Raw genomic sequence first — 19,078 nt, forward strand, 5'->3', positions numbered from 1 at the left:
AATCAGTGTCACAGCAATTCCACTGCTGTTGTGACACCGTTTAAAAACAAATCAGTGCCAAATAAGAAGCACAAGGAAGCAAAGATGGAGACAAACACATCCCATGAGCGAGTAGTAGATGCCAAAGCTTATCAGCAGCTTGAAGCGATACTGGCTCAAAAAATAGAAACGGAACGCATTGTCACGCAAGAGGCAAAGCGATTGGCTTACGGCACCGATGCGAGTTTTTATCGCTTGGTGCCGAAAATGGTTCTAAGGCTTAAAAACTTAGACGAAGTGATATTCACGATTCAAAGTTGTCGTGAACTCGGTATTCATTTTACCTTTCGCGCAGCAGGTACCAGCCTTTCAGGGCAAGCAGTTTCCGACTCGGTACTCATCACTCTGACCGACGACTGGCGAGGCCATGAGATCGTCGATAACGGCAATCAAATCATTCTTCAACCCGGTGTGATTGGCGCGGATGCCAACAAATACCTTGCCCCTTTCCAACGTAAAATCGGCCCAGACCCAGCTTCAATCAACACCTGTAAAATCGGCGGTATTGCCGCGAACAATGCCAGTGGCATGTGTTGTGGTACTGCGCAGAACTCCTATCGTACCGTCGATAGCATGAAAGTCGTGTTGAGTGATGGCACCCTGCTCGATACCGCAGACAGTGCTAGCGTTGAGGCATTCAAGCAATCACACAAAACGCTGTTTGAAGGCATTGTTGAACTGCACCGCCAAACCAGCTTGAATCAAGAACTCGCTGACAGAATCCGCCACAAGTACCGCCTTAAAAACACCATGGGCTACGCGCTCAATGCATTGGTCGATTATCACGATCCAATCGAAATCATTAAACACCTGATGATTGGCTCCGAAGGCACGCTAGGCTTCATCGCCGAGATCACTTACAACACGGTGATTGAACACCCAAATAAAGCCTCAGCCCTGCTGGTGTTTGCCGACATCGAGCAAGCTAGTAAAGCCGTAACTACTCTGTCCAAAACTCCGGTTGCTGCTGTTGAGTTAATGGACGGCAGAGCGCTACGTTCTGTCGCGGATAAACCGGGTATGCCTGCGTTTATGCCAAACTTGGATTTAGAAGCGGCGGCTATTCTGGTTGAATCACACGCCAGCTCCCAGCAGGACTTAGATTTACAATGTAAATCAATTTTGGATGCATTAGCTGATTACACGATTGTTGAATCTGTCCCTTTCACTTCCGATCCCAAGACTGTCGCAACGCTTTGGGGCATCCGTAAAGGCATGTTCCCTGCAGTTGGCGCAGTGCGTGAAGTGGGTACGACGGTCATCATTGAAGATGTTGCTTTCCCAGTCGAGAACCTTGCGAATGGTATTCGAGAGCTGCAAGAGCTGTTTGATAAATACGACTACAGCGAGGCGATCATTTTCGGCCACGCGCTAGAAGGCAATCTGCACTTTGTGTTTACCCAAGGCTTTTATAGCCAAGAGGAAATCGACCGTTACGGTGGTTTCATGGATGACGTAGCCGAGCTCGTCGCCGTGAAATATCAAGGTTCTCTGAAAGCAGAACATGGCACAGGCCGTAACATGGCACCTTATGTGGAGTTGGAATGGGGCAAGGATGGTTATGCCTTAATGCAACAGATCAAAGCACTATTCGACCCTGAAAGGCTGCTCAACCCCGGCGTGATCATCAATGGCAATCCAAATTCCCACATCACAGACTTAAAGCCAATGCCTGCTGCCGACGACCTTGTTGACCGCTGTATTGAGTGTGGATTCTGTGAGCCTGTTTGTCCGTCTCGCACACTGACCTTATCACCGCGCCAACGTATTGTGTTGTACCGAGAACTGCAACGCCGCCGGGCTACAGGTGAAGAGATTGAAGCAAACGAACTAGAAAAGACCTTTGAATACCAAGGCATTGATACCTGCGCGGTAACTGGCCTGTGTGCCGAGCGTTGTCCGGTAGGCATTAACACCGGCAACTTAGTGAAGAAGCTTCGTGTTGCCAAATATCAGAAGTTCACGCCAATCGCTAAGTGGACGGCGGATCATTTCTCGACCACCACTAAGCTGACCAAGGCCGGGCTCAAAACCAATCAAGTGGCAAGCAAGGTTCTAGGCGCGAATACAGTCGGCAAGATCACCAATGGTTTGCGCTCAATGACCAAAGGCGCAACGCCAGTTTGGATGCCAGAGATGCCGCAATCCAACAGCCACTCACTCACAGCTTCACCTATGACAGCCGAAACATCGAACAACACTAAGAAGGTGGTTTACCTCCCTTCGTGTGCCAGTCGAACCATGGGGCAACAGAGCGATGCGGGTGATCAACGCCCTCTTACTGAAGTGACTATGTCTCTGCTTAAGAAGGCGGGCTTCGAGGTAATTCTGCCGAAGAAATTAGATGACCAATGTTGCGGTATGCCTTACGACAGCAAAGGCATGACCGACCTAGCCCAATCTAAAGCGCAACAGCTCGAAGAAGTATTGTGGCAAGCGAGTCGTCAGGGTGAATACCCAGTATTGATGGACACCAGCCCGTGTGCCAAACGCAGTATTGAGCGGTTCACCAAACCATTAGATGTGCTAGAGCCGACAGGGTTTGTGAATCAATACTTGCTAGAGCACCTGACGCTTGCACCACTTAAAGAGACCGTAATGCTGCATGTCACTTGTAGCTCTCGCCGAATGGGTTTAGAAGGGCAATGTTGAACCTTGCTAAAGCCTGTACCGAAGAAGTGATTGTTCCAGAGCATATACAATGTTGTGGCTGGGCGGGTGACAAAGGCTTTACCACGCCAGAGCTGAATGAGGCGGCGGTACACCCGCTCAAAGAACAAGTGCCGAGCAACTGCACTCGTGGATTTAGCAACAGCCGAACCTGTGAGATCGGTTTGTCGCATCACAGTGGCATTCCGTATCAGTCAATCTTGTATTTGGTGGACGAGGTTGCGCAGTAGCATCATTCCGATGCAAAAGGTATTAGCTTTAACCTAAAACGAAAATGGCAGCCCAATCAGGCTGCCATTTGTTTGTTCGATTTGAAACGAGATCCGAGTTAGCTAGATATACGAAGCAACTCTTCTGGCGAGTAGTGTTCTGCCTCTGCACCTTTGGCGATCAGGTCAATCACTTGGAACTCACTCATATCACCAAATTCCTTGGTCAAGTAATCACGAAACGCTTTCTCATTCGGCCATTTACCTCGAACGATATAGCCATCTTCTTTGTCGAAATCTTCCGTCTCAAAGAAAGAAAAGTCAGTCATACCAATATTGTGGCAATACAAAACGAGATACATGTTGAATCCTTTACACTTCACTAGGGTCTATTGAGCTTTAAAAACGCTTCTAAAAAGCAGGCTTAAGGTTACATCATATAGAGCTAATCGAACACCCAGCTCAATAGCCAATTCGAAACCTCTGCTACCTGCTCGTTTCGTTAGTCATCAAACATCATGTTGATGGCAGCGCCCAATAAGATCAGCCCAATAATAGGCCCCATTACCGCCAATGGCGCGCGCTCAATGTATGGCAAGTTCTCTGCAATCATCAAACCCCACTCCGGTGTTGGTGGTTTTGCCCCTAACCCGATGAAGCTCAACGAAGTCAGGCTTAGCGTGATGACTGGCAACCTCAGCAATGCGTGTCTTAGCAACGGCGGTAACACATACGGAAGCAAGTAGAAGCGGAAGATTCTAAGCTTGCTGGTACCCCACAATGGCGCGAGGTGCGTATAAGGTTGAGCCTTGGCTTCCACAATTAAACTAGAGCAGTGCGCCGCTAATGGTGCCCAAGATACCAATACAATCGCGATTAATGCACTGTTCGGATTCATCCCTGTTAAGCCCGCAACCAAAAGGCCTGCAATGATGTAAGGGATGCCCTTAGTGATCTCGATAAGACCTTGGCTAAAACGAGTATTGAAACCCATGATAATGCCCGTCACCAAGCTCAAGAACGTTGCCAGAATACCCGCTTGGAAGGTCGCGACCATACCAGAGCCAATTCTCGCTAACAGGTCTCGCCCAATGCCATCTGCACCCAAAGGCGCTTGCCAGCTCGGTGAAGCCAAACGTGCAAATTGGCTAGTATATGGGTCTCGGAATGCAGCCCATACCACGATAGCAATTAGGAATGAGATGATCGCAAAAGCAGTGACACGCTTGGCGCGGCTCTGAGTAAAACGAAACGAAGAGTGGCTACTGATTAACTTACCGCTTTTCAGGCTATGGCCCAAAATCAGCTGCTGAACAAACAAGCTGATACTACTTACCGCAATCGAAAACAGCAGCAATACTAATAAGCCACCTTGCAGTATAGGTAGATCTTGCGCTTTCGCGGCACCAAGAATCATGCGCCCGATACCCGGAATCGAGAAGATAAGCTCAACCGCGACTGCGCCACCAGTTAAACCAATCACGATCATCGCGATTTGTGGGATCAGGCTGCTCAACGCTCTTTTCAGCGCAAAGCGAATAATTTGATTAGAGTGAACGTTGGCACTGAGCCAAGTGATCACCCAAGGTTCATTAAGAACGCGTTGTAAACTGTCTCTAAGTAGACGACTAAACAGGCCGCTAGCAGGCAGTGCGAGCGCTAAACTCGGTAGCCAGATATCTTGCCAGCCTTGCCAACCATACGGTGGTAGCCAACCTAACCAGATCGAGAACACCAGTATTAATACCGAAGCCACCACGTACTCTGGCAACGATATTAATACGGTGCTTAAACTGCTGTAACTCTGCCCTAATTTACCCTTCTTCCAACTGCGCAAGGTAGCAAGTAAACCGGCACCGCACAGTACGAAAGTCATCAAAAGTGCGCTAGACATCAAAAACAGAGATGTAGACGCTGTTTTTTGAATACCTAATGCAACCGAAGAACCATCAATCCATGATTTACCCAGATCACCCGAAAAGGCACTTCCTATCCAGTCGATCAAGCGCTCACTTGCCGAACGGTCAAGCTGAAGATCAGCACGTACCGCCGCTAAAGCTTCAGGCGTAAGCAGGTGTTGTTGCCCCGCTCTCGCCCGCAGGATAGATTGGCTTGGATCGATGCCTGCAATGTCAGGCATCAAGCCAACAAGAATCACCACCACAATCAGTGAGGCGATTCTTGACAGCCAAGGCGTCAAGATAAATAAGGTTCGACGCAGAGTCTCAGCAGATAGCATTTATTTAGTTAACCTGTGTTGTCGGGTTAACTTGAGTAGTTTGATCAACCAAGCGACGCTCACTTGGGTCACGAACTACATTGCTTACACGCTCGCTTTCACCTTGAATCACACGTTCGTGAAGCAGTGGAATAGCAGCGAAGTCATTGAGGATTTTTTGTTCCGCTTCAATGATCGCTTGCTGACGCAGTGCACCTAGTGGTTGCAGGTCTGCGTGAGTCAGCGCTTGGTCTACTTCTTGAGAACAAAATTGACCAAGGTTGAATGAACCCTTACAGCCAAAGTCACTCATCATGTAAGCCACCGGGTCACCCGAATCTAGAACGGTTGCACGAGAAAGGATGAACGCATCAAACTTGCCTGATAGCGCATCGTTTTCGATCTGAGCGTACTCACGGATATCCAGCTCAACTTTGAAGCCAGCCGCTTCAAATTGCTGTTTAAGTAGTGCAGCCACTTCTGAAAGCTCAGCACGGTCAGTAAAGGTACCGATAACAATGCTTTCACCGTTTGCTTTTAGCGTTTTATCGACGGCTTGACCTTCAGGTCGAATCGGCTCAGCCCAAGCAAGTGCAGGACCTAGCAGACCTTGCGCGATGTCCGCGTGGTTCTCATAAACAGTACTCACGATTTGCTCACGGTCTACTGCAGCCGCCGCAACCTTACGTAAGTTAATATCGCTGAACACACCTGACTTATTGTTCAGGTAAAGCGTGTTGGTACGAGGCATGGCTACTTCGTAAAGCAGGTTCGAATCAATGGTCGCGATTTGTGAAACTGGCACCGCTTCAACGATGTCTGCCGTACCTGTTCTTAGAGCAGCCGCACGAGCAAAACCGTTAGGAACATATTCTGCAATTACAGATTCAACTTGTGCTTTTTCACCCCAGTAACCATCGAAACGTTTCAGTTTCGCGCTAGTTGTACCGTTAATTTCAGTCAATTCAAACGGACCAGTACCTGCGCCAATTGGGCTAACACGACCATCTTCTTGGTACGCGCTTGCTGCTAGGATCGCTAATTGAGGGCTTGATAAACGGCTTGGTAGAAGAGGGTCATCAAAGCTGGTTTTGATCTCTACGCGGTAGTTGTCCATCGCTTTCACTTCTAGCTCTACATCATCTAGGATGCGTGGCTTAGGCGCCGCTTCTAACGCTTTCTGTAAAGAGTTCACAACAGACTCTGCTGTTAATGTAGACCCATCGTGGAATTTAACACCTTGACGAACCGTGAATTGCCAAGTCAGGGGATCAACATGCTTCCAATCCGTTGCCAGCATTGGCTCAGCTTCTGAAGTTGGGCTTAGGTTAACTAGCGTTTCAGCCGTGCTCCAACGCGATAATTTGAACGCGTCATCAGAAAGTGGCGATAGACCTGTTCTTGGTGGTTGCATCATCGCAACACGAATTTCAGATTTGACCGCAGCTTCGCTCGACTCTGGTTGAGAGTCAAAACAGCCCGTCAAAGGCAGAGCCAGCGCTAGAGCGCAAGCCAGTTTGATTGAATTAAAACGCATAGTTATTGCTCTCTGTAAACTGTGTTTGTTAATAAACGGTATTTCGTAATAAATAAGGTTGTGTTTAACAAGTAGATTTCGAAAGAGGCTGAGATTCGATCAGCATCTGAGTCGCTGGATGAGCAGGTTCGCTCATCACTTGAGGTGTCGGTCCATACTCCACCATCTCGCCATGGTCAAGAACCAGAATTTGTTCGCAAAGCGCTTGTGCTGCGCCTAGGTCGTGTGTCACCAAAATAAGGCGCATGTCGCGCTTCTTTTTCAATGAATTAAATAAGTCCAATAGCCTCTGGCGATTGACTGGATCTAGGCTACTGGTTGGCTCATCGGCAACCAGTACTGCGGGTCTAACGACAAGCGCCCGAGCAATAGCCACACGTTGAGCTTGGCCGGTAGAAAGCTGATTGGGTTTCAGTGATAGCAATGTGGCAGGTAAGCCAACATCCAACAGCGTCTCTTCAATGATACTTTCATGAGTGCCAGAAACATCTAGGTTGCTCAGCGGCTCGGCTAAAATCTGTCGAACGGTGTAGTAAGGGTTAAGACTGGTGTGTGGTTCTTGTGGCACCAATTGGATCAAACGACACACCGTGGCTTGCGCTTTGCTATTACGAATCGGCAGCGAGTGACCAAACAAGCTGATGCTACCGAGAGTTGGCGCTTTCAAACCAAACAACAGTTCAATCAGCGTAGATTTACCGGCACCAGAGCGCCCAACAATAGCTAAGCTCTTATCGTTAACAGTTAGGTCGATGTTGTGCAATGCTTTAAACGCCTTGCCTCCCAACCAACTGGGGATTGAGTAATAATGAATACCGACATTCTCAAACTTAATTTCGAGCGGTGTTTGTGGAGCAATCACTGACATTGGCGACAAGGCTTCTGAATTTAATGATAAGGTCGAACTCATGCGATGAGATCTCTGAGTGAACAACAGAACGCATGAGAGCTCGACTCCAGCGCTTGCTTTGGCGCGCCATACGCCACCACACCGCCATCGTCGATCACCAGCAATTTGTCACAAGCTAAGGCGCTGTGCAGATCGTGAGTAATCAACAAGCCACCGATTTGTCGTTGCTTAACATTGTCTCGAATCAGCTTGAGTATCTCTTGCTCGGTGACTGGATCTAAGGCGCTGGTTGGCTCATCGGCAATGATGATATCGGCGTTACTCAACAACCCAATCGCGATACATACTCGTTGGCGCTGCCCTCCCGAAATTTGGCTCGGGTATAACGGCAAGAGGATTTCTGGATTAGGGAAACCAAGTTGTACCAACAATTCAGTCAGTTTGATTTTGTCTGCTGATTTAAGCTTAGTGCGAGTCCCCGTCAACGCCAGGCTAAGCTGACCTTCAATGGAGACAAGAGGGTTTAGCGCTTGAAGCGCATCTTGGAAGATAACCGCTGGTCGCTGTGCTGCGGTTCTTTGCAACATAGGTAAACCACACACCGCTTGACCTGACAGAGAAATATCGCCGTCCACCTCGACTGTATCTGGTGTAAAGCCGGCAATCGCTCGTGAAAGCATCGACTTACCAATGCCTGAAGGTCCCATGATCGCCAACAGCTCACCTCGATATACATCGAACTGGATATCTTGGAAAAGGGTTTTCGAAGCGGTTTTGATCGTTAATCGGTCAACAGACAACAGTGAGGCGTTCACGCAAGTACTCATAGGCAAGTGTTATAACATAACAAATCTTATCATTTAGCCGACTTGATGAAAAGTGAACATTGAACTTGGCCGCATTAAATTGGCCGTTTCATTTACCCCAGCATGCCAAGCGCTTCGCTGTATGGTGAAGCGCTTTTAAAGAGTATTCGAGCGAGCAATGAAGTTATAAGGCGAAGACTAAAACAATAACGCGAAGGTTAAGCCGACGCTGCATTGTCGGCTAGGTAATACTTATGCTTCGGCTAGGGAACACTTATGCTTAACCTGAGCTATGTATGGGTATAAAAATGCAATCCGCCCAAGGTAAAACAGCGTAAACGCGAGCCATAGACCATGATTCCCCCACCAATTAACGGCAACCGCCTGCACAGCCAAGAACACCAATAATGTAGCAATACTAGAATCTCGAACCGGACGGGTGGTGCCTGTGCCAGTAAAGATGCCGTAAACCGTTAAGCCAAAGCCTGCCACCAGCGGGAATACAATCAACCACGGAGCCGTCTCTTGATACAAGACAACCAGCGCTGGAATATCGGTAAACAAGAAAACAATGCTGTCTTTAGATACCAAGGTCAACAGCGTCAGCGCAGCAATAAAACCAGCTGTCCATTGGAAGTTAAGCCTTAACACACAGTCCAACATTGAAGGATTCTTCTGTCCTACCGCTTTACCCGCAAACACGCTCGATGCATTAGCAATACCATCAAACATATAGCTCACGATAAAGGTTACCTGCATCAAGATCGCGTTAGCGGCCAGAACATCGGTACCCAGCTTTGAGCCTGTACGCGCCATCATGTTAAAGAATACTAAGATACAAATCGTGCGTAACAGTAGGTCAGTATTCGAAGAGATGATAGTCGACAGGTCTTGCTTGGTCATCTTCGAGCCTTGCAGGAACTCAGAGATCGAGATGTTGCTGGTCTTCATAACCAGCGTCATACCAATCGCAAAGGTGGTGATCTGTGCGATCAAACTTGCGTATGCCACACCCGCAACACCTAAGTCGAAATAGAGGACGAACACCGCGTCTAATACAATGTTCAGCACGTTACCAAACACTTGCGTGTAAAGGACTTCTTTGGCTTTCGCCTGTCCCATCAACCAACCGATAATAGTGTAATTAAGCAGCACAAAGGGCGCACCATAAATCAAAATACTGAAGTAGATATACGCTTGCTCTGCCACGTTCGCTTCAGGCTCTATCACCCACATCGCCCCTTGCCAGATGAAGGGTTGTATCAAGATAAAGATCAACCCCACCAAACCAGACAGCACGAATGGACGCATCAAGCTGCCCGCTAGCTCAGAGCGCTTCCCTTTCCCCAATGCCATCGCACTTTGCCCTGTGGTGCTGACACGGAAAAAACCAAACAACCAATACATGGTGTTCATAATGATGGTGCCTATCGCCACGCCACCAATCAGTTCAGCAATGCCAAGTTGGCCGATAACAGCAGTATCGACAGCGCCAAGCAGGGGCTGCGTCACCGTGGAGATAATGAAAGGGAACGCGATTTTCAGATAATCTTTGTGAGTAATGGTCATATTTACTAGCAGTTGATATTAAGAACTATTTGCAATTGCCGGGAATGCTAGCGCTTAACCAATGCATTGTCACCCTTTAGTTAGGGTCGATGATCAACCAATCTCACTTACATTTGCCCGCTCACTCAAAACGCCCCCATCATTGAGCGAGCCTATTGGCCACAACAAAAGCGTAAAATTATAGTTAAAAAATACAACCACACTTAACAAAATAGTCATGCTTAATAAAAACTGACAGGCAGGTAGAAGTCGAGTTCAAACACCTCCTCACTATTGAGAAAATGATTCTGATGATAATGCACATAAGCTGGGGTCGAACGCTGCTTGAAGCCAGACGTAGGTAGCCACTTTTCTAATACCATGCTGATCTGTGGTAGTAGCTCACCATAACGGCCACTGAGTCGAAACACCGCGTGCAAACCACCAGGAATCACCATCTGGTTAACGACACTGCGATACTTAATCGGTTGGTCAATCGCGATGCACGCTACATAGCGGCACTGATCCATCTCAACCCAAGCAGGATTCGAGTGATGCAAACCAAATTGGCTCGAGAAATTGCGTTGTTCGGAGTTCGCCCACGCTTTCAATATCAACCACGCATTACGAATAGAACGGTTATAGCCCGTATGTCGAACATAGGCTGCCATGCGCTCAGGCACTTCAATGATCTTAGGCTCAGGTAGCATTCGTTGCGCGACATTCAAATATCCTGCCGCCACTTCAGGATCTTTCAAATAGGGCTTTTCGGCGATCTGTAAATCGTGTTTACGCCACTCACCTGGCGACATGTTAAAGGTCGCTTTAAAAGCGCGGCTAAACGAAGACACTGAACTGAAACCACACTTTGTGGCTATCTCCACCACCGACGAACTGGTATCAAACATCAATTGATTGGCCGCATACTCCATTCGAGTGCGTCGGATGTATTGATGCAGCGACTCCCCGACCACACTTTTGAAGGTGCGCTGAAAATGTTGCTCTGAATAGGCTGCGATATTGGATAGCTCTTTGGCAGACAAAGGTTGACTAATATCTTGATGAATATGGAAAAGGACATCATTGATTCGGGAGATGTGTTGACGTGACATCGACTAAATAGCATAAATGGACATGTTTAACAGCATAAACGGACACGTTGCTTTTTACAATTGCCGTGTAATATCAACCGACAAAATAAAAATCAAAAACAACGAGACACAACACATGGAAATCGCACAGTCATTGCAACAGATTCAATCTTCATACATTCGAGAAATCCTCGCAGCCGCAAGCGATCCCAATGTCATTTCATTGGCCGGTGGTTTGCCTGATCAGAAAACGTTCCCTATCGATTTGATGAAGCCAACGCTAGAAAACCTAGCCAATATGACTGAAGTTTTCCAATACGGTTCAACGGCTGGCTATGGCCCGTTGCTTGACCACTTAACACAAAGCTACCAATTGCCAGAGTCGCACACAGCAATGATTTGCACCGGCTCTCAACAAGGCTTGGATTTAATTGCGCGTGCGTATGTTGATCCGAATGATGTGGTTGTAATGGAAGCGCCAAGCTACTTGGGCGCGATGCAAGTGTTTGGTTTGGTTCAAGCGAACATTGTGACTGTGTCTCAAACTGAATTTGGCCCTAACCTAGACGAACTAGAAACATGCTTTGAACAGCAATCTCCAAAGATGTTCTATGCGGTGCCAGATTTCCATAATCCAACGGGCGTATGTTGGACAACGGAAACTCGTCAAAAAGTAGCGGAGCTTTGTATCAAATACAACGTGGCATTCATTGAAGATGCGCCATACCGTGAGCTGCGCTTCACAGGAACAGAGCTACCGTTGGTTTCATCTTTCTGCCCAGACAACTCTATCGTTCTTCGTTCATTCTCTAAGATTGCATCGCCAGGCTTACGTATTGGCGCGGTAACCGGTAAACGCAGCTACCTTGAGCCACTGATTAAAGTGAAGCAAGGCGCAGATTTACACTCAAGTGTACCAATGCAAGCGCTGCTTGTTGGTCTTCTAAAGCATGAAGATTTCAACCTGCACATGGAAAACATTCGCACGTTGTACAAGTTTCGTTATGAAGTGCTGTTTTCAGAACTCGAGAAACAGCTACCTGCAGACTGCGTATTAAAATCCGTTGATGGCGGAATGTTCATTTGGGTCGAAATCCCAGAGTGTGACACCTTCGAACTGGCGAAGACCCTTCTTTCAAATGGTGTGGCGGTTGTGCCAAGCCCAGTGTTCTATCCAAAGGCTGATGAAGCAAAAGCTGCACTGCGCTTAAACTTCACTAACGCTAATCCAGAGGAATTGACCGAAGCGGTGAAACGCTTAGCGGAAGTACTTAACCAAGCGTAATAGCTGATTAAGTCAGACAGATTAATACCAAGGCCCTACTGTATTTTTACAGCAGGGCCTTTTTAATTGGCACTTTCAATCTTTCAATCTTTCAATCTTTCAATCTTTCAAATATGTATTTATCACATTCAACATTGTCTATTTTTGAATGCTCATAACCTGCATAAGATAAGCACATCAAACGACGACACCACCCCTTATCACTGAAAGGTTATGACTATGAGTACACAACAACTGGTTCTTGAGCTTACGTTAATCGGATCGATGTTTTTAATCACCGGCTTTTTCCTATTTCGCTCATACAACTCAAGTGACGCGCTGTCTCTAAAGGCACAAAAAATTCTAACTGGCTTGTTGGGCGCATTCCTGTTGATGGCAGGCACCGTAAAGTTCTTTGACCCATTCACGACCATGCTACTCGGGGGTTTGCGCCCATTTCAGCGAAAAGTCCAATGTAAGCCGTTAGCCCTTTATTTATAAGGGCTTTGGAGGAGGACTGGTTGGGAAAGATCTTAATTTTCACATTAAAGTAGCGAACTTTTTATGTGGGAAGCACAGCTATTACCTTACAGCTCTAGCACGTCTCTGGACAATTCCGTTTTAGCGAAGTTTCTAATTTAGCAACGCATGAATTATTAAAAGTATGGCAACGTCACTTAACTGGATATCCTGGATTTACAACCTTGTGAAGCTGCCCCTTTAACTAACCCACTCAATCTTCATTAATGGAGCAGGCCAGTTCATCTTATAAAGGATACACATTAGTTCAAATCAGTTAGCTCAAACTCACTAAATTTTGCGAAATTAGGCGCAATGACTCGCCCGCTAAACGTGTAAAGCATAACGCCTTGCTCACGCCCTGATAGTACAGCAGTGCTTATAATTGGCTGCCATGTGTCGTTATCTTGCGTTCGATAAAAAGCACTAACATTAGTATCGCTTTTTTCCAACTTTACCGATACAGAGGACTCATCGAATATTAAGCGATGTTTAATATTCGGCTCACCATTTTGCTCTACAACAAACACCAGTGAACGCTCACCCATAAACATCTCTTTACTGATTTTTATGTAGTTATCATTGTCCCAGTAAATACCCAGTCCAGCCTGCTCGAAAGTAAGGTTAGGATCTAGAGCAATTGTCACCTGTGCGCTGTATTCTCGTTTGTCTACCGGATAAATAAAGATGTTATCCACATCCTTGGCTCCTGCACCAAAAATATTGCCCTCTTGAACCTGCATCGTAAGGGTTCCATTTTTAAACGACCAGTGGTGTGGGTTTTCGTTTTGAATTGTCCAGTTATCTAGATTATTCATTGACCTGCTCCTTACCATTAGATCATGCGTTGGCGAAGTTGATAGAAGATATCGTCCAGAACGCCAAACTTGTCTTGTTGAATGCGGTCTAGTTCTCTTTGTACGCTGTCATACATAAGCTGATTACGCATATCACTCAATGTGGCGTAATAGTGCGTGCGGCGACCTAAAATAAAGTTATTCTGGTCGTTTTCACTCATCATCATAAAGTGGTCAATGGTGCGCAAAAATGTCTTTTTATCTTGTGGTAATTGACCATTGAGTTCCATCAACACATTGATGCCGTGGTAGTTTCCATAATTTCCCGTCACACCATCTAGCTTGCTGATAAGCTGATACTGCTCTTCAAGCATCTCTCGCTCTGTCAGTGGCGTAAATTGCCCACTTTGTACTAACTCATCCAATTCAGTTCCCGATTTAACCGCCAGCGAGAGTATGCGAATTTCGTCTGGGTTGATTTGATTCAGTAGCTCGGCCGTTCCTGCGATATGTTGCTCTGACAGTTCTTTTCCACCTAAGCCAAGGATAATGAAGGTCATCATTTTCATACCCGCTTGCTTGGCATATTCGGCTGACTTCAAGATTGATTTCGGGGTGATCCCCTTTTTCATCAGTTTTAGAACCTCGATAGATCCCGACTCCATACCGCAGTAAAGCATATTTAGCCCAGCGTCGCAGATTGCTTTCATCTCCGCTGGCGATTTTTTAGTCATGGTCTGCGCTCGGCCATAAGAGCTGATCTGTTTAAGATCTGGAAAGGCCTCTTTCAGTGTATTGAGCACGTCAAGTAAGTCTTGGGTTTCCATAGCGAATGAGTCGCCATCTTGCAAAAAACAGCTATCAAAGGTTTTGTTTTTATAAAACGCCTTCGCCGCCCAGATATCACGCTTAATATCTTCAACCGGACGAATAGAGAACGCCATGCCTTCAAAAAGGGTGCAAAACTTACATTTATTCCACGGGCAACCCTGTGTCGTTCTGATAAGCAGGCTGTCTGCTTCTGATGGTGGGCGTATTGGGCCCTGTTGGAAATGTATCTGTGACATGGCTATTTATCCAATGAATTGAAATTGATTTGGCCATCCTACGGCAAATTTTACACAGTAAAAACGCGGTATTGTTTGATTAATTATCAAAAATAAATAGATAAGTTGCCTACCTACTACACAACAGGCGCTCACTTCCTCTCCAGTGAAACTGATCACACTAATTATCAATTTTATTTTGATAATTAATCAATTTATAGGCTGTTTTTGGTTTGCAATATTCACCCTAATATACACCCAAACCAACAACGCAGCACACCATCAGCTGCTTCAATTCCATACAGAGGAACACCCTATGACTAAGCTCACTATCGTTGCAAACATTGTGGCTAATGAAGACAAAATTGAACTGGTAAAAGCAGAGCTTTTGAAATTAATCGACGTCACTCGCGCCGAAGAAGGTTGCATCAACTATGACCTTCACCAAGACAACGAAAACCCAGCGCATTTCACTTTTTATGAGAACTGGGTATCACGTGAACTTTGGCAGGCACATATGGGCAACCAACACCTTGCCGATTATATGGCAGCAACTGAAGGCTGTGTGGCTAGCTTCGTTGTAAACGAAATGACCCAAATCGCTTAAGCCAACTTTGTATTCCCCCTTATTTGAGTGAATGGCTTTACAAGCTTTTTGCTCAAATATACTTGTTTTCATCTACGTATTTTCTTGGTTTACATATCATGATCACAGACCTTTGGTTTTATGTTGCAGCAATACCTGCCGTTTTTTTCTATGGCATGGGCAAGGGAGGAGTCGGCGGTATTTTGGGGATGCTATCGGTACCTTTGATGGCGATGAGCGTGTCACCAGTTCAAGCCGCTGCGATTTTATTACCATTATTGTGTGGTATGGATTTAATGGCGCTGTTTTACCACCGCGAGAACTGCAATTACGTCGAGCTTAAAAGCATGATGCCCTTTGCTATTTTGGGCGTAATGAGTGCGGCCTATTTTATGGGTAGCCTGCCTACACAGGTTGTTGAATTGATCATTGGGGGGCTGGCTTTGGTCTTTTTAGCGCAAAAATTTTTACTCAAGCAGTATGCGTTCAGCCACCCGATAAAAGGCTATGCATTGAGTATGCTATCTGGCTTTTCCAGTACGATTGCCCATGCAGGAGGGCCTCCTGCGAGCATGCATCTACTGCCTAAAAATCTGCCGAAAGAGCAGTTAATCGGCACCAGTGTGGTGTTTTTCACCGTGCTTAATTTTATCAAATTGATCCCTTACAGCTATATGGGGCAGCTCGATATGCAAAACTTGATGACCTCGTTAGTTTTGGTGCCGATTGCGTTTTTGGGGGTTAGGACCGGTGTGTGGATGGTGAATATCATCTCTCAAGATTTGATTTACAAGATAAGTTATAGCGTTCTGTTTTTTACGGGAACAAAGATGCTCTATTCCGGCCTCACGGCACTTTAAATACGATTTTAAAACCTATTTTTCTTTTATCATAAGGTCACTTTATGTCTAACATTATCAATATCGGTGTTACCGATCTATCTTTTCATCGCGTTACTGCATCCATAGTTAGCCATGTCTTAACTGATATGGGTTTTCAAGTGGAACGTGTCTACGCACCACATCAAGAAAATTTCCAAAATCTAAAAGCGGGCCGTATCGATATGCTCTCTTCGGCCTGGTTACCTTCAAGCCATGGTATCTATAAATCCGATGTTGAAACGGTAGAGCCTTTGTTAGAGTTAGGTATGCACTATAACCCGTACGCCCTATGGGGTGTGCCCGATTATGTACCTGAAGAGGTTGTTTCACAAATCAGTGACCTATTAAAACCAGAAGTCGTTAAGCGTACCAACAAACACATTCAAGGTATTAACCCAGGTGCTGGCATTACCCGATTCTCTATTGAAATGATGGACCAATATGGATTAAGCGATGTGGGTTATCATTTTCACTCTGGTACAGAAGAGGATTGCTTTGGTGCCTATGAACATGCGGTTGAAAATAATGAGTGGGTTATTGTGCCATTATGGAAGCCACAGTTCTTGCACCACCAATTTACTATCCGTGAATTAAAAGAGCCCAAAGGATTATTGGGTATCGTTGATCGCGCCGTATTATTACTTCGACAAGACAGATCAACCGTATTTACTCAAGCACAGTTGGCACAGCTAGATCAATTGCGTTTTTCAAATGAAATCATCGCAGAATTGGATTATAAGGTTTGCCGTGCGGAGTTAGCGGTTGATGATGTGACTCGTGAGTGGTTGGACAACCATCAGTAATTAAGACCATCACCGCTTTACTGAGGGCAGGCAATTGCCACGCCCTCACAACCTCAACAGTTAACCCAACAGAATCCCTTTGTCCTTCATTTGGATGAGAATCTGTTCAGTCTTTTCTCTGAGCATATCCCTTAATAGGCGGACGGTTGGGGTAATGGATTGTCGGCTTGGGCATATTAACCATAGCTCGGTCGATGTCGGCTTATAGTCCGCCATTACGTTGATCACTTTTCCTGTCAGCAAGTCATCGGCCATATCGAGACAAGACTTGATTGCTACCCCTTTACCTGCAACACACCAGCGCCGAACAAGATCACCATCATTAGATGCTCTATTGCCCTTCAGTTTCACCTTGACGGTCTCTTTTCCATCATTAAACAGCCACTCATTTTGCAAAATATCATGCAGCTGGTAAAACAGGGCATTATGTTCAAGCAGGTCATCCGGCTCGGATGGAACCCCATATTTTTCTAAATACTCTGGGCTGACGCACAAAAGTCTCGGTACATCGCAAATTTTAAAACCATACATGCTGGCATCGGTAGGAGCTCCATAACGCAGCGCTATATCAACGGAGTCCCGATAAAAGTCAATGTTACTGTCACTGATACTTGAGCGGAGTGACACGTTTGGGTAGTCCAACAAAAAATCATCAAGCCAAGGTGTGATCACGTTTCGGCCTAAATCTGACGAAAGCGCAATTCGAATCTCACCATCAATAACCCCCAGTTCTTCACGCATGTTCATTTTGGCTTTTTCAAGCATCTTTAACGCCTCTTCACACTGGGGTAGGTAACGCTCTCCAGCAGAAGACAAACGTAAATGACGAGTGGTACGCACAAACAACTCTGCCCCTAACGACGCCTCGACACGTTTCACCGCTGCACTGGCTGTTGCGGTGCGCATATCCAGATTTGTCGCGGCAGCGGTGATGCTGCGAAACTCTGCGACTTTCAAAATGACCTGCAAATCCTCTAAGAGCATAACCGTTACCTTTAATTAATGTGTTAATGAGACCTGATGATGACTCCTTTTATATCGCAACATATGGAATATTAAAAGGCAATTATCAAATTAAAATTGATAATAAATCAAACGATAGGCTGTTTTTAATTGCTAATGTTCGCACTATTATACCTTCATACCAACAACGCAGCGCACTAAGCGCAGCACGAAGGAAACTCCTATGACTACATTAACGATTGTTGCAAACATCAAAGCCAATAACGACAAAATCGAACTTGTAAAAACCGAACTACTAAAGCTTATCGAGGTAACTCGTACTGAAGAAGGTTGCATCAACTATGACCTTCACCAAGACAACGAAAACCCAGCGCATTTCACTTTTTATGAAAACTGGGTATCACGTGAACTTTGGCAGGCACATATGGGCAACCAACACCTTGCTGACTACATGGCAGCAACCGAAGGCTCAGTCGCAAGCTTCACTCTAAACGAAATGACTCAGATTGCTTAGTTCAAAAAGTAACGTATTCAAACGTTTAATTATCAAAAATAATTTGAATATCTTTCAATTTTTTATCGGTAATTGAGTGTATTACCTGAACTACATTTAGTGAGTGACTCAGCGTGATATGACGGACTGGCTTATCACTAAAACAATATAGACATCAATAATACTGCCGGTTTCAGTATCTAATAATTAAAGGAACATCGCATGACTACATTAACTATCGTTGCAAACATCAAAGCCAATGACGACAAAATTGAACTTGTAAAAACCGAACTACTAAAGCTTATCGAGGTGACTCGTGCTGAAGAAGGTTGCATCAACTATGATCTTCATCAAGACAACGACAACCCAGCGCATTTTACTTTTTATGAAAACTGGGTATCACGTGAACTTTGGCAGGCTCACATGGGCAACCAGCACCTAGCTGACTACATGACCGCAACTGAAGGCTCTATCGCAAGCTTCACTGTCAACGAAATGACTAAGATCGCGTAACGACTCAACCAAACCGCTCCGTTATAACACTATGCCCTGACTGCGACCGTCAGGGCGTCAAAGAGCACCAATGAGGTTCAACATGAAAAATATTAAAACATTACTAGGGCGTGTTGATCTTTCGTGAGTGTTTTTTGAATAGCATGGTAAAGAGTTATAATTTGCTTTGCCAAAAGTAAAACCATAACCAATACCATGCCAAGAACAATGCTAACTGATATTCGCTGGAAACTGCTACTCCAAGT

Annotated in this window: 17 protein-coding genes and 1 pseudogene; 8 read left to right on the forward strand and 10 right to left on the reverse strand. The window is 45.7% G+C overall.

Features of this window, described 5'->3' with window-relative positions; translation table 11 throughout:
* Nucleotides 1–84 precede the first annotated feature (84 nt).
* A pseudogene (locus Q1A70_RS01745) lies at nt 85–2,939 on the forward strand (FAD-binding and (Fe-S)-binding domain-containing protein).
* A 98-nt stretch (nt 2,940–3,037) separates the two neighbouring features.
* Here the strand turns inward: Q1A70_RS01745 and Q1A70_RS01750 are convergent.
* The 7 genes from Q1A70_RS01750 to Q1A70_RS01780 all read right to left on the reverse strand — a co-directional run bounded on the left by Q1A70_RS01750 (nt 3,038) and on the right by Q1A70_RS01780 (nt 10,989).
* Nucleotides 3,038–3,280, reverse strand: coding sequence for a hypothetical protein (locus tag Q1A70_RS01750; protein ID WP_299686316.1), 243 nt, complete (start codon nt 3,278–3,280; stop codon nt 3,038–3,040).
* A gap of 140 nt (nt 3,281–3,420) precedes the next feature.
* Nucleotides 3,421–5,157, reverse strand: coding sequence for an ABC transporter permease subunit (locus tag Q1A70_RS01755; protein WP_299686314.1), 1,737 nt, complete (start codon nt 5,155–5,157; stop codon nt 3,421–3,423).
* Between the two features lie 4 nt (nt 5,158–5,161).
* Nucleotides 5,162–6,673 carry an ABC transporter substrate-binding protein gene (locus Q1A70_RS01760; RefSeq protein ID WP_299686311.1) on the reverse strand — a complete coding sequence of 504 codons (1,512 nt, stop codon included), beginning with the start codon at nt 6,671–6,673 and terminating at the stop codon, nt 5,162–5,164.
* Between the two features lie 64 nt (nt 6,674–6,737).
* Nucleotides 6,738–7,583 carry an ATP-binding cassette domain-containing protein gene (locus Q1A70_RS01765; protein WP_299686309.1) on the reverse strand — a complete coding sequence of 282 codons (846 nt, stop codon included), beginning with the start codon at nt 7,581–7,583 and terminating at the stop codon, nt 6,738–6,740.
* Nucleotides 7,580–8,338, reverse strand: coding sequence for an ATP-binding cassette domain-containing protein (locus tag Q1A70_RS01770; protein WP_299686307.1), 759 nt, complete (start codon nt 8,336–8,338; stop codon nt 7,580–7,582). Before Q1A70_RS01770 ends, Q1A70_RS01765 begins: the two co-directional genes overlap by 4 nt.
* 243 nt (nt 8,339–8,581) lie before the next feature.
* On the reverse strand, nt 8,582–9,898 hold the full coding sequence (locus tag Q1A70_RS01775) for an MATE family efflux transporter (RefSeq protein ID WP_299686305.1): 1,317 nt from the start codon (nt 9,896–9,898) through the stop codon (nt 8,582–8,584).
* Between the two features lie 221 nt (nt 9,899–10,119).
* Entirely contained in the window at nt 10,120–10,989 is an 870-nt protein-coding gene (locus Q1A70_RS01780; RefSeq protein WP_299686303.1) for a GyrI-like domain-containing protein, read from the reverse strand.
* Nucleotides 10,990–11,104: 115 nt separating this feature from the next.
* Between Q1A70_RS01780 and Q1A70_RS01785 the strand changes: the two genes are divergently transcribed.
* Both Q1A70_RS01785 and Q1A70_RS01790 read left to right on the forward strand, forming a co-directional pair.
* Complete coding sequence (locus Q1A70_RS01785; protein ID WP_299686301.1) at nt 11,105–12,253, forward strand: PLP-dependent aminotransferase family protein; 1,149 nt, start codon at nt 11,105–11,107, stop codon at nt 12,251–12,253.
* A 219-nt stretch (nt 12,254–12,472) separates the two neighbouring features.
* Nucleotides 12,473–12,733 (forward strand): hypothetical protein, encoded by a 261-nt coding sequence (locus Q1A70_RS01790; protein WP_299686299.1) that lies wholly within the window; start codon nt 12,473–12,475, stop codon nt 12,731–12,733.
* A gap of 281 nt (nt 12,734–13,014) precedes the next feature.
* Here Q1A70_RS01790 and Q1A70_RS01795 read toward each other — a convergent pair whose 3' ends face one another.
* Complete coding sequence (locus tag Q1A70_RS01795) at nt 13,015–13,569, reverse strand: DUF1349 domain-containing protein (protein WP_299686297.1); 555 nt, start codon at nt 13,567–13,569, stop codon at nt 13,015–13,017.
* Nucleotides 13,570–13,586: 17 nt separating this feature from the next.
* Nucleotides 13,587–14,615 (reverse strand): radical SAM protein, encoded by a 1,029-nt coding sequence (locus tag Q1A70_RS01800; RefSeq protein ID WP_299686295.1) that lies wholly within the window; start codon nt 14,613–14,615, stop codon nt 13,587–13,589.
* A 295-nt stretch (nt 14,616–14,910) separates the two neighbouring features.
* Between Q1A70_RS01800 and Q1A70_RS01805 the strand changes: the two genes are divergently transcribed.
* The 3 genes from Q1A70_RS01805 to Q1A70_RS01815 all read left to right on the forward strand — a co-directional run bounded on the left by Q1A70_RS01805 (nt 14,911) and on the right by Q1A70_RS01815 (nt 16,864).
* Entirely contained in the window at nt 14,911–15,201 is a 291-nt protein-coding gene (locus Q1A70_RS01805) for a putative quinol monooxygenase (protein WP_299686293.1), read from the forward strand.
* Nucleotides 15,202–15,299: 98 nt separating this feature from the next.
* On the forward strand, nt 15,300–16,040 hold the full coding sequence (locus Q1A70_RS01810; protein ID WP_299686291.1) for a sulfite exporter TauE/SafE family protein: 741 nt from the start codon (nt 15,300–15,302) through the stop codon (nt 16,038–16,040).
* Between the two features lie 44 nt (nt 16,041–16,084).
* A complete protein-coding gene (locus tag Q1A70_RS01815) occupies nt 16,085–16,864 on the forward strand; it encodes a glycine betaine ABC transporter substrate-binding protein (protein WP_299686289.1) in 780 nt (259 codons plus the stop codon).
* 60 nt (nt 16,865–16,924) lie between these two features.
* On the opposite strand, the gene Q1A70_RS01820 is transcribed toward Q1A70_RS01815, so the two are convergent.
* Nucleotides 16,925–17,848: a LysR family transcriptional regulator gene (locus tag Q1A70_RS01820; RefSeq protein WP_299686287.1), complete on the reverse strand. Its 924-nt coding sequence runs from the start codon at nt 17,846–17,848 to the stop codon at nt 16,925–16,927.
* 202 nt (nt 17,849–18,050) lie between these two features.
* On the opposite strand from Q1A70_RS01820, the gene Q1A70_RS01825 reads away from it, so the two are divergent.
* Complete coding sequence (locus Q1A70_RS01825; RefSeq protein WP_299686285.1) at nt 18,051–18,341, forward strand: putative quinol monooxygenase; 291 nt, start codon at nt 18,051–18,053, stop codon at nt 18,339–18,341.
* A 201-nt stretch (nt 18,342–18,542) separates the two neighbouring features.
* On the forward strand, nt 18,543–18,833 hold the full coding sequence (locus Q1A70_RS01830) for a putative quinol monooxygenase (RefSeq protein ID WP_299686283.1): 291 nt from the start codon (nt 18,543–18,545) through the stop codon (nt 18,831–18,833).
* Nucleotides 18,834–19,078 lie beyond the last annotated feature (245 nt).

Source organism: uncultured Vibrio sp., assembly GCF_947488985.1.
Lineage (GTDB): Bacteria > Pseudomonadota > Gammaproteobacteria > Enterobacterales > Vibrionaceae > Vibrio.